Below are 11,738 nucleotides of genomic sequence, written 5' to 3'. Positions count from 1 at the left end.
CCGGCCCCGCCCTCCCAGCCGACGGCCTCATCCGCCCCGGCCCCTGCTCCGACCTTCTCGACCCCGCAGTCGCCGCAGCAGACGACCGCGATGCCCGCGATCTCCGACTCGGAGTACTCGGCCGCCCAGCCAGTGCTCTCCCCTCAGAAGCCGACCCACGCCCCGGTGCCGACGCCGTCCTCGGTGTCCCCGGTGCCCGCCACGTCATCGACGCACTCCCCCGTCTCCATGAGCGCGGCGCCGCTGTCCTCGGCCTCGGCGGCCACATCCTCCGTACAGCCCTCCGCTCAGGTTCCCCAGGACTCCGCCCCGGACCCCGCACACAGCTTCACCTCCGGCATCACCTCCGCCATGCAGCGGCAGCAGGCCGACCAGCCCGCACCGGCCACCTCGGCCGGGACCGCTTCATTCCAGTCGGCCTCCGAGGCCACCGCCTCCTACACGCACGCACCGCTGCCCCCGCCACTGCCCACCCCCGCCGACCTGACGGTGCCGGCCTCCCCGTCCATCGCAGTGCAGCCCTACACGACCGTCCCGGCCACCGGGAGCCACCGCTTCCCGGGCGCACCGGACGGCCCCACCCGGCGCAGCACCGCCCTGCCCACCGGGCAGACCGTCTCGGCGTCCTCAGGGTCCTCAGCATCCCCGGCCTCCTCCGCCCCCTCGGCAGGCCCCTCCTACCAGTACCCTCCGGCGCCCGCATCGGCACCGGCGCCGGCCACGACACCCTCATCCACCAGCTCCGCCGCCTCCGCCATGCCGGCCACCGGCCGCCGGCGCGCCCCAGAGCCGACGTCGGCCTCCGCGCCGAGCGTGCCCACGCGGCGGCGCATCACCTCGCCGTCGGCGGACCGACCGGCATCGCCGACCGGCTGGCAGGACGTCTCCTCCCTGCCGACGACGAGCCGGCGCCGGCTCCAGTCGGCGTCCTCGGCCCCCAAGCCCACGATTGCCGATGATGCCTCACGCGTTGCGGCGCACAAGCAGGACTCGGCCTCCGAGACCGACTCCTCCACCGCCCCTTCGACGTCGGTGCGTCAGCAGGCGCCCTCGCGCCGGCAGACCCTCGCTCGACGTCGGCGGATGTCCAAGCCGCGACTGACTCTTGTGACGCCGCTGTCCGAGGAGTCCTCCATCGAGCAGACCCGCCATCTCACGCCGGTGTCGGCGTCAGCGGGCGGCCGCCACCGCAGTCCTGATCCGCCGGACGCCCCGCCTCCGCCTCCTCCGCCGTCGATCCAGCCCGGCCAGCAGATGGCCTCGGCATCGTCGGCCGCCTCGGCCCAGCGCTCTGTCTCCGGCTCGGCGGCCTCTGCGGCCTCGGCCGGCCGCCGCACGCAGTCGACGGGACGCTCCTGGTAGGCCGACTGTCGGCACGACCGTCAAGGGCGGGTCCGATGCTTGAGCATCGGACCCGCCCTTCATGCTCGCACCGGGCCAGGTAGGTCGCCGGCCAGGGCCTCCGCGGCCCGAGTACTCAGTTCCCGTCCTCCTCGTCGTCGGCCTGCTCGTCATTGGCGGCCTGATTGTTGCCGCCCTGGCCCGCGTTCTTGGCGGCGTCGTTCGCGTTGGCGGCGGGATCCGCCTTCTTGTCCTTCTTCGCCTTCTCGGGGACCGAGACGCTCGGGATCTGGGCGGTGATGGTGTTGCCACTAGGGTCGGAGACCACGAGGCGATAGGTGTGCTCACCGGCCGAGCAGGTGGTGTCCTCCAGGCTGTGGCTCTTGAGCGCCCAGCGGGTGTCGCTGATCTTCTCGGTGGCCACCGGCGTGGTCTCGTCATCCCGGTAGAGGCTGTAGGTCAGGGTCGGGTCGTCGCGGTCCCAGGTGGCGTTGAACCCCACCCTCACTGAGCCCGAGGTCGTCACCTCCGCCTTGGCGGCCAGGGTCTCGGCCTTGCCCTCGGGGGGCAGCGTGGGCTGGCCCGCGCGCCTGGGGTAGCGCACGATCCCCTGCTGGACCTTGCCGTCGGCCTCGATGAACTCGCCCACCATGAGGACGTAGGAGTCGGTGACATCGACCTTGTAGGCGGCCTGGGACGTCTTCGTGAACTTCCCCGCCTCCAGGTCCGGGTACCAGCCGATGATCGTGGGACTCTTGAGACCCGAGGTCGACCAGTCCTGGTACCCGTCGACCACCCCCTGGTGGCGGATGGTGATGTCGGGGCTGTTAGTGAAGGCCATGGCCCGCACGTACAGGGGGTGCTGACCGTCCTTGCGCACCTCGGGCATGTTGGGGAACCCGTAGATGGTCTCGCAGGAGTGGGCGTGCCCCACCGTGTAGACGGTGTCCTTGGTGGGGGCGATCCCGTAGGTGTCCCCGTGGCAGGGCTCGAGCCAGATGAGGTTGCCGTTCCAGTCGGCCTTGAAACTCCCTTCGAGGTTGGCCTCGTCGAGGCGTCCGACGGCGGAGTAGGCGGTGGCGTAGAAACCGTCCTCGTCGACGGCGATGTCGAAGATGGCGGCCTTCTCACCGGCCGTGCGCACGGTGTCGTTGACCGGCATGGGCAGCACCTCACCGGTGGAGGCGCTCAGGAGAGCCATCCCGTATCCGGGCTTGCTCGAGCCGTTGACCGTGGAGAAGGAGCCGCCGATGACGACCTTGGAGTGGTCCGGGGAGACCTCGATCGCGTAGACCTGGGCGTTGGGACCCTCGGCGGAGGCGGTCCAGTCCAGGAGCTCACCGGTGGAGGCCTTGAGGGCGGCCAGGCGGGTCCGCTGCTGGTTGTTCACCTTGGTGAAGTAGCCCCCGACGTAGAGGGTGTCGCCGGCCACCGCGATGTCCTTGACAGTGGTGCTGAACACGGGCTGGAAGGAGGAGATGAGGGTGCCGTGCCCGTGGGAGATGTCGAAGGCGGCCAGACGGCTGTGCCACTCGTTGTTGACCTTGTCGAACTCCCCGGCGACATAGAGGGTCTTGCCATCCTCGGAGAGGGCAAGGCTTCGTCCCGCGCCGTTGAGGGTGGGGGCGAAGTCCTCGATGAGCTTCCCGGTGTTGAGGTCGTAGGCCAGGATGTTGGAGCGCGGGACCTCTTGCTGTCCGGCACGGACCCCGGCCGGGCGGGCGTTGTTGAAGCTGCCGACGACGTAGACCACGTCGCCGACGACGAGCTGCCCCCAGGCGACGCCGTCGATCTGCACCGTGGGCAGGGGAACCGCCGTGTAGGCGGGTTCCCGGGACGACTGACCGGAGGGGTCGGCGCCCGCGGCGGCGCCCCCGTTGTCCCCGACGTTGCCGGAGCCGTCGCCCTGGTCGTGTCCGTCGGCATCGGAGTCGGCCTCGGCGTTCTCCTGAGCCGTGGCGACCGGAGCGGCGGGGGTCAGGACGATCATCGAGGTGAGCAGGAGCGGCAGAAGGGACAGGATGATGACAAGACGGGGGATGGTGGAGAGACGACGCACGGGAACCTCCGGTACATATGGCAACCAAAGCGCGAACTGATCACGATATTCCGTTGGCATCAGGGTGGATGAGGACCTCAAAACCCACCGGTTGAATGCCTGTGACGACAATCAATCTAACTGGTTGCACACATTGGTTCGGGGAGCACATTCCGTTCACACGGAGCACGAAGAGGAAACGAAGAGAACACAAATTGATGACAACGTCACGCTACGCGACCATGAGGTTGGATTGCAATGAAATTGTTATCTGAAGGTTACCCCGCGCCCTGAGCGCGACTCGCCGTCTTGGGCGGTACCACCCATGAGTAAACGCCCTCGCCGGGCCCTGGTGAGAGGGCCCGGCGAGGGCGGGAGCACAGCGGCTGAAGCGGTGGGCCGTAGCGGATCATGCCGGTTCTGCGGCCCGCGCGACTCCGGTGGGCTCAGTCGCCGGCGACGCCGACGGTGTCGAAGAGCGAGGCCACCGAGCCGTCGTCGAAGACGGCCTTGATGGCCCGGGCCAGCAGCGGCGCGATCGGCAGCACGGTCAGCTGATCGAAGCGCTTGCCGGCGGGGATCGGCAGGGTGTCGGTGACGATGACCTCACGGGCCCCGCAGGTGGAGAGCCGGTCCACGGCCGGCCCGGAGAGCACCCCGTGAGTCGCGGCGACGATGACGTCCTTGGCGCCGGAGTCCAGGAGCACCTGGACGGCCTTGGCGATAGTGCCGCCGGTGTCGATCATGTCGTCGACCAGGACGCAGGAGCGTCCCTCGACGTCACCGACGACGCGGTTGGCCACCGACTCGTTGGGACGGGTGACGTCACGGGTCTTGTGGACGAAGGCCAGCGGCGTGCCGCCGAGCTGGTTGGCCCAGCGCTCAGCCACCCGGATACGGCCGGCGTCGGGGGAGACGACGGCGGCGTTGGCCGGGTCGACGCGGGTACGCACGTAGTCCACGAGCACCGGCTGGGCCCACAGGTGGTCCCAGGGGCCGTCGAAGAAGCCCTGCTCCTGGGAGGTGTGCAGGTCCACGCTCATGAGGCGGTCGGCGCCGGCGGTCTTGTAGAGGTCCGCCACGAGGCGGGCACTGATGGGCTCGCGCCCCAGGTGCTTCTTGTCCTGACGGGCGTAGGGGAAGAAGGGGGCCACCACGGTGATGCGCTTGGCGGAGGCGCGCTTGAGGGCGTCGACCATGATGAGCTGCTCCATGAGCCAGTCGTTGACGCGGTCGCCGTGGGACTGGACGACGAACACGTCGCAGCCGCGCACCGACTCGTTGAAGCGGACGTAGGTCTCCCCGTTGGCGAAGTCGTAGGCCGTGGAGGACAGCACCTCGGTGCCGAGCTCGCTGGCCACGTCCTGGGCGAGCTCGGGATGGGCGCGCCCGGAGACGACGACCAGCCGTTTCTCACCCTTGGTAATGATGCCCGTCATGACGTGGTTCCCTTCTCACGGCCGGTGCGGCCCTCGGTGTGACTGTTGGAGACGGAGGTGAAGGTCAGTGATCGGTTCGGCCAGCACGGCCAGCACGGCCGAGCCTGTCGCGGCCGAAGGTGCGGTGCGCTCATGCGTCAGGCCTGGGCGGCGTCGGCGTCGAGCTGGCTGAAGGGGGCCACGACGCAGCCGGCCGGGATGACGGCGTCGGTGAGGATCGCGTAGGCGCCCACACGGGCGCCCTCACCGATCCGAGTGGCTCCGCGCACGAGGGCCCCCTGCTCGAGGGTGACGTCCTGAGCGAGCTCAGCGGTGACGTCCACCCAGGTGGAGGCCGGGTCGACGACGCCGACGCCCTGAGCCATCCAGTCGGCGAGGACGCGACGGTTGAGCTCGGCGCCGAGCTCGGCGAGCTGGGCGCGGTCATTGCAGCCCTCGACGAGCCAGTGGTCGGCGACGACCAGCGCACTGGTGGAGCGTCCGGCCCGGTGGGCGTGGGCGACAACGTCAGTGAGGTAGACCTCACCCTGGTCGTTGTCCGTCCCCAGGGTCGCCAGGGCGGTGCGCAGGTGGGCGGCGTCGAAGACGTAGACACCGGCGTTGATCTCGCGGATCGCGCGCTGAGCCTCGCTGGCGTCGCGCTGCTCGACGACGGCCGAGACGGTGCCGTCGGCCTCACGCACGACGCGCCCGTAGCCGGTGGGGTCCTCGAGCTCGGTAGTCAGCAGGGTGACGGCGTCACCGCGCTCGTTGTGCTGGGCCAGCAGAGCCTGGAGGGTCGCGGTGTCCAGGAGGGGGACGTCCCCGCTGGTGACGACGACGGGCCCGTCCAGGTCCTCGGGCAGGGAGGCCAGCCCGCAGGCGACGGCCCGCCCGGTGCCGGGGACATCGTCCTGGTCGGCCGGGACGGCGTCGGGGGCAACCTCGGCCAGGTGGGCGATCACGGCATCGCGCTCGTGGCGCACGACGACGACGAGGTGCTGGGGCTCGAGCCCCCTGGCTGCGGTGACGGCGTGGTCCACCAGACTGCGACCGCCGATCCGGTGCAGGACCTTGGGGGTGACCGATCGCATACGAGTTCCCTTGCCTGCGGCCATGACGATAACGGCGGCGGGTGCGGTAGGCGTCACGTGTCCTCTTCTCACAGGTTCGCGCCCGGGCTCCCGACGTCTCCGGCCGATGACCGGACGGAGCCGGGAACGGACTCCAACGGTTTCTGAAATCAGGTACGGATGGACGGTTGGCGCGCGTGCCGCCGGCGACCGTGACCGCCGTCGAACGTGAGAGCGAGGGAACCCCAACGCCACTCATGCTACGCCGCTCCGCCCCCAGGATTCGAACCCGGGCCTCAAGGCTCCAAAGGCCTGCGTGCTGCCGCTACACCAGGGCGGAAGGACACATCCCGACCCGGGCCTGGCGGCGAGGGGCGAGACGCCGGGACAGTCTCTCACGTCCCGGTCGCGCTCGGCACCTTCGCGGCGATTCAGCGCGTCCCGCAGGCGTCCGGCACCGGATCTCGCGCATCTGCGGGGCGCATGCCACACTCGTCGGGCTTCACGGTCGGCCGGGAGGACAGGGCAGGATGGGGGCATGTCCAGTTCCCCCTCCTCTCCCCCTCCCTCTTCCGGCAAGCCGGCAGCGGTGCGCCTCATCGAGCTCGACGGACTGCGCGGGCTGGCCGCCGTCGTCGTGCTCATCCACCACGCGCTGGAGACCGTGCCCGCGCTGGCGGAGGTCGGAGCGCGGCCCGGCACCGTGCCCACCGGCACCTTCAACCGGATCCTCACTCAGAGTCCCCTCCACCTGCTGTGGGCGGGCCACGAGGCCGTCCTCATCTTCTTCGTCCTGTCAGGTGTGGCGCTGACCTACCCGGTGGCCCGCCGCCACGCCCAGGGGCGGCGCTTCGACTGGGTCGACTACGCCCCACGGCGCTTCGTGCGCCTGTGGCTGCCGGCGGCGGCCTCCACCACCTTCGCGGTCATCGCGATGCTGCTCGTGCCGCGCTCGGAGGATCCGGCGCTGGGTCACTGGATGACCGTCACCCACCCCACGGGGCTCGGAGCGCGCCAGATGCTCATGGAGTACCTGCTCATCCCTAAGCACGCCTACCGTAACACCGTCCTGTGGTCGTTGCACGCCGAGGCGATCTTCTCCTTCGTGCTGCCCCTGATGATCCTCGGGGTGGCCCTGTGCGCCCGATGGCGGGTCTCCTGGCTGCCGGTGGCGGCCGCTCTGGCCGTGCCCGTCATCACCGCCAGTCCAGGCTCGGGCAGCTACCTGCCGGTCTTCACCGTCGGCGCGGTCATGGGCTGGGCCTGGGGGCACAACCCCGCTCCAGTCCCGGAGCGCCCCCGCCCCTGGGCGACGGCGCAGGCCCTGGTGTGCCTGCTGCTCATCACGCTGGCCTGGTGGCCGGGGATGGAGAGCCACACGGCCCAGCGCCTCGCCAACGCAGTCACCCTGGCAGCGGCCGCCTATCTGGTCCACCTCGTGGTGAGGGCCGGGGCGCTGCGCGGTCTGCTGCGCTCACGCACGGTGCAGTACCTGGGGCTCATGTCCTTCTCCCTCTACCTGGTGCATGAGCCGGTCGTGGTCTCGCTGCGGCTGCTGACGCAGCCCCTCTCCCCGTGGTGGCTGCTCATCCTGGCACCGCTGGTCTCGGCGCCGCTGACCTGGCTGTTCCAGCGCTACATCGAGGCCCCCAGCCACCGGCTGGCCCGCCGCACCGGGGCCCTGACCTCGGCGCGCTTCGCCCAGTGGTCCGAGCGCCGCCGCTCCGGCCGTGCCGCCGGCCAGGTCGGTGAGGCTTAGAACCATGGCTGCCAAGCGCACCCGCATGAGCGCCAGCGAACGGCGCGAGCAACTCATCGCCGTGGCCCGTGGCCTGTTCGCCGAGCGCGGCTTCGACGCCACGAGCGTGGAGGAGGTAGCGGCCCGCGCCCAGGTGTCCAAACCGGTGGTCTACGAGCACTTCGGCGGGAAGGAGGGTCTGTACGCCGTCGTCGTCGACCGGGAGATCACCACGATCTCGGCCGCGATCTCCTCGGCGATCACCGACCCGGCCGGCGGTACCGCAGTGGCGCCCGACGCCGAGGACCTGAGCATGCCCGACGCGCCCGGCTCGGCCTCACGGATCGCCGAGCGGGCCGCCCTGGCCCTGCTGACCTACATCGAGGACTCCCCCGACGGCTTCCGCATCCTCTCGGCGGGCTCGGACCGCGCCGCCGGCACCTACTCCACGCTGCTGGCCGACGTCGCCATCGAGGTCTCAGGGATCCTCGCCTCGCAGTTCGCCGCCCACGATCTCGACCCGCGCACGGCCCCGCTGTACGCCCAGATGCTGGTGGGTATCGTGGCCATGCCGGCTCAGTGGTGGTTGGAGAACCGCTCGATGAGCAAGGAGGAGGTGGCCGCCCACATGGTCAACCTCGCCTGGAACGGCCTGCGCGGCATGAAGGCCAGGCCCACGCTCCACTCCGGCCCCACAGACAGCTCCAGCAGCTCCGATGGCCCAGCCGCCGGCACCCCGGCGCCTGGGGCCGCCTCCCGCACCGAGGGCTCCGGCCACCGCGAGAACACCACCGAGCACCCCTGAAGCATCTCTGAAGCATCTCTGAACGCCATCCCGGAGTCGCTCACGCTCGCGTCGTCGTCGGTCGCACTCCGCCTGGCGGGCACCCGTCGCATTCGTCACTACCCGATCGGTCGATCGTCCTGCGAGTGCCAGCAATCTTCGAGCATCAAGAACCCAACGGGTTCTGGGAAGTGCCCGGGAAGGAGGTGATTCACTTCCCGCGCCCGGCTCATGCCCCAAACGGCGCGCTATTCTGTTGCTCCCGCAATCACCGAAACGGAACCCATGGACCCGGAAACCCTCATCATCGCGCTGCGCAAGAACGCAGTCCTGGTGGCCATGCACGTTGTGCTGGGCGCCATCATCGGCATTGTCTTCGGCCTGTTGACGCCGGCGCAGTACACCTCCACCGCCAACGCGAATCTGGGCGTGGAGAACAGTGAGGCCAACCTCCCCAACACCTTCAACTACCTGACCTCCATCATGCCGACGCTGGTGGAGATCGGGACCTCGGAGAGCACCTTCGCGGAGGTCTCCAAGGACACGGGGATCAGCCAGGAGGAGCTGCGCAAGTCCGTCTCGGTGACGAGCAAGACCGGTACCACGCTGGTGGAGATCCGGGCCACCAGCACTGATCCCGAGCGCGCCCACAAGATCGCCGAGGCCGAGCTGACCGCCCTGGACTCGGTGGCCCGTGACCTGTCCAGCTCCGGGCAGGCGGGAAACACCACCGCGACACTCAAGGTGGTCGACTCCCCCACGACCCCCTCCTCCCCCTCCAGCCTGTCCGCCGTGTCCACCGCACTGATCGGGACCGCCATCGGACTGGCCGCCGGCGCTGTCATGGCGATCCTGCTGTACTTCCTGAGTCAGAAGAACCCGCAGGACAAGGTCGAGGACCCGCTGCTCATCATCGGGCGTCGTCGCTCTCGGGAAGACGCCTGAGCGGCCGTGGCCCCGACCTGGTCACCGGCCGCCTCCCACGAGGGCTCGCAGACGCCGTCGGAGACTGATCCCGAGTCGAGCCGGGAGCCGGGTTCACCATCGCGCCGACTGGAGATGGCGATCGCCGTCGTCCTGCTGATCTGCGTGGGTGTGCGCCGCGAGCTGGCGGCGGCTCTGAGCGTCGGCGACTGCGTCGCGCTCGCCGCGCTCCCCGTCACCTGGACGGCCGTGCGCAAGGCGCGCCGGTTCTCACTGCTGCTCGTGCTGTCCATCCTGGCGGCGGGCACGGCCTACATCATGTCCCTGCTGGCCGAGAGCAGCTTCGTCGTCGAGGACTGGGCCCGACGCGTCACCACTTTGAGCCTGCTGGCCGTTCCCTGCGCGGTGGCCGTCTTCGTGTGGGGGGCGCGCCGGCTGGGAACGCGGCGCGCGGCCATGGCGGTCGGCTTCGGCATGTTCCTGGACTCGCTGCCCCTGCTCCAGACCAACTCCAATCCGTGGAAGTTCGGGGTCGGCGCTGCGGTGACGATCATGGTCCTCAGTTTTGTGGCCAACCGACGCCGACTCGTGCAGATCGTGGCCCTGCTGGGGCTCAGCGGAGTCTTCCTCGTCTCCGACTCGCGCTCCACCCTGGCCTTCCTCGCCATCATCCTGGGCACGGTCATCTGGCAGGCCCTGGCCTCCTGGGCCCGGTGGAACGTGCCTACTCCGAGGCGCCTGGCGATCTCCCAGATCATCGTTCTGGCAGTCGTGGGGATCGTGGCGATGGCCGGGGTCGTCATCGCCTCCCAGTCCGGCACCCTGGGTGAGGACGCCCAGAACCGGACCATCGCCCAGTCGGAGAGCTCTGCGGGGTTGCTCCTGTCCGCACGGCCTGAGCTGGGGGCCTCCTGGGCCCTGTTCCAGAATCGCCCCTGGGGGTACGGCGCCGGCGTCAAGCCCCGTTTCGAGGACCTGTGGGTGGCCAAGCGCGGCATGGCGGCCCTGGGCTACGACCCGGAGAACGGCTACGTCGAGAACTTCATGTTCGGCGGCCGCATCGAGCTGCACTCGGGGGTCATGGACATGTGGGCGGCGGCCTCGATCCTGGGCGGGCTGCTGCTGCTGCTCATCGCGGGGATGGCACTGGCGGCGATGATGCGAGACCTGGGGCGCCTCAAGGCCACCCCCTGGTTGTTCTTCGCAGCGCTGACAGTGGTGCAGAACGTGTTCGTGGGCCCCTGGACGGTGCTGCCCGCCTACCTGCCGATCGTGCTGGGCGCCGCCGTCCTGCAACCTCCCCTGCGCGACGCCGCCCAGCTGGGCATCGACGGCGGACTGGGCGACGAAGCCCCCTCCAAGACCAGCAACGACGTCACCCCCGCCGGGCCGAGTTCCGACGTCGTGCCCATCCACGCGTCAGGATCTCACGTGGGGACTGAGCCCGTTCCCACCCCGACCCCTGATTCCCGAGCTGAGACTGGGACTCAGCCGGGGTCTGAGCGCTCTCGGAGCTTCTGAGCGCGTCCACGCCTCAGGCATCGCTTCCACCGTTCTCACTCACGCACCCCTGATGTTTATCGGGGTGGTGGTGTGGGGTTGCTGATTACAGGATGGTTACGTTCTTGTGGTTTTGGCGAGGTGTTTGCTCGTTGTTGGTGATGTGGGAGGGTTTTTGGTGGGTTTTCGGGGTGTTTCGGGTGTTTTTGGTGTGGGGAGTCCGTTGGTGTGGGGGTGGCCGGCGGGGTCGTTGCGGTTTCCGCCGGAGGTCTGGCAGCGGGTGCTGTGGGCCTGGCGGAGGTGGTTGAGTCGTCACGAGGGGGTGGCGCGGGGGCTGTTTCGGTTGTCTCGGATCAGTCAGCGCTTCACGATCGTGTTGCTGGTGGTGGCTGTGCTGGTGGTGCCGCGCCTGGCTGTCGCGATGAAGCCGGTGGTCTGGATGCTGGCCTGCCTGGGGGTGATGGTGCTGCTGTCGCGCACCCGCACCGTCTCGTGGCGGGCGGTGAGTGTCATGTTCTCTGTGAGTGTGCCGTGGGCGCTGGTGGTGGCTGAGGCCACTGTGCTGGTTGCTGCCAGCGGTGGGATGACGACGAGCGATGACGGCACGGGTATTGCGCTGGCGGCGTTCGTTGAGGAGCCGGGCAAGCTGGTGCCGCTGGTGGTGGTGGCCCTGGTGGCGCCGGGGCGGGTGCGGCGTCTGGCGGCGGTTGACTGGGCGTTGCTGGGGTACGCGGCCGGGGCGGGTTTCACTGTGGCTGAGGACGGTGCTCGGCGTCTGATGCCTCAGGGGGTGCTGGCGTCCTTGCCGAACGATGGGGGTCTGGAGTACTCGCTCAACGCCTGGACGGCCGGGTCCTTCCGGATGTGGGACAGTGACAGCCTGTTAGGCCGGCTCAACGATGACCTGGGGCCCAGCCCGCTG

7 protein-coding genes, 1 tRNA gene and 2 pseudogenes are annotated in these 11,738 nt (G+C 69.6%); 6 read left to right on the top strand and 4 right to left on the bottom strand.

The genetic code is table 11. The annotated features are described in order from the left end of the window. A pseudogene (locus BKH28_RS06950) lies at window positions 1-1,362 on the top strand (chain-length determining protein); the annotation flags it as partial. 115 nt (window positions 1,363-1,477) lie between these two features. On the opposite strand, the gene BKH28_RS06945 reads toward BKH28_RS06950, so the two are convergent. The 4 genes from BKH28_RS06945 to BKH28_RS06930 all read right to left on the bottom strand — a co-directional run bounded on the left by BKH28_RS06945 (window position 1,478) and on the right by BKH28_RS06930 (window position 6,210). Beyond that, window positions 1,478-3,400, bottom strand: coding sequence for a hypothetical protein (locus tag BKH28_RS06945; protein ID WP_075418114.1), 1,923 nt, complete (start codon window positions 3,398-3,400; stop codon window positions 1,478-1,480). Window positions 3,401-3,825: 425 nt separating this feature from the next. Then, window positions 3,826-4,818 (bottom strand): ribose-phosphate diphosphokinase, encoded by a 993-nt coding sequence (locus tag BKH28_RS06940; protein ID WP_075418113.1) that lies wholly within the window; start codon window positions 4,816-4,818, stop codon window positions 3,826-3,828. 137 nt (window positions 4,819-4,955) lie between these two features. Next, a complete protein-coding gene (locus BKH28_RS06935; RefSeq protein ID WP_143224095.1) occupies window positions 4,956-5,948 on the bottom strand; it encodes a bifunctional UDP-N-acetylglucosamine diphosphorylase/glucosamine-1-phosphate N-acetyltransferase GlmU in 993 nt (330 codons plus the stop codon). Between the two features lie 190 nt (window positions 5,949-6,138). Beyond that, window positions 6,139-6,210, bottom strand: a tRNA-Gln gene (locus BKH28_RS06930). A 198-nt stretch (window positions 6,211-6,408) separates the two neighbouring features. On the opposite strand from BKH28_RS06930, the gene BKH28_RS06925 reads away from it, so the two are divergent. From BKH28_RS06925 to BKH28_RS06905, 5 genes and pseudogenes are all read left to right on the top strand, one after another. After that, window positions 6,409-7,629 (top strand): acyltransferase family protein, encoded by a 1,221-nt coding sequence (locus BKH28_RS06925; RefSeq protein WP_075418112.1) that lies wholly within the window; start codon window positions 6,409-6,411, stop codon window positions 7,627-7,629. A 4-nt stretch (window positions 7,630-7,633) separates the two neighbouring features. Then, window positions 7,634-8,413, top strand: a complete 780-nt coding sequence (locus BKH28_RS06920; protein ID WP_075418111.1) for a TetR/AcrR family transcriptional regulator — start codon at window positions 7,634-7,636, stop codon at window positions 8,411-8,413. 264 nt (window positions 8,414-8,677) lie between these two features. Continuing rightward, window positions 8,678-9,337, top strand: a complete 660-nt coding sequence (locus tag BKH28_RS06915; protein ID WP_075418110.1) for a YveK family protein — start codon at window positions 8,678-8,680, stop codon at window positions 9,335-9,337. Between the two features lie 114 nt (window positions 9,338-9,451). Beyond that, window positions 9,452-10,837 carry an O-antigen ligase family protein gene (locus BKH28_RS06910; protein ID WP_075418115.1) on the top strand — a complete coding sequence of 462 codons (1,386 nt, stop codon included), beginning with the start codon at window positions 9,452-9,454 and terminating at the stop codon, window positions 10,835-10,837. A gap of 283 nt (window positions 10,838-11,120) precedes the next feature. Beyond that, window positions 11,121-11,738, top strand: a pseudogene (locus BKH28_RS06905) (hypothetical protein); the annotation flags it as partial.

It is taken from the genome of Actinomyces oris, assembly GCF_001937665.1.
Taxonomy (GTDB): Bacteria; Actinomycetota; Actinomycetes; order Actinomycetales; family Actinomycetaceae; genus Actinomyces; species Actinomyces stomatis.
Note: the sequence above shows the minus strand (reverse complement) of the source record. Positions and strands in the feature narration are given on the sequence as shown.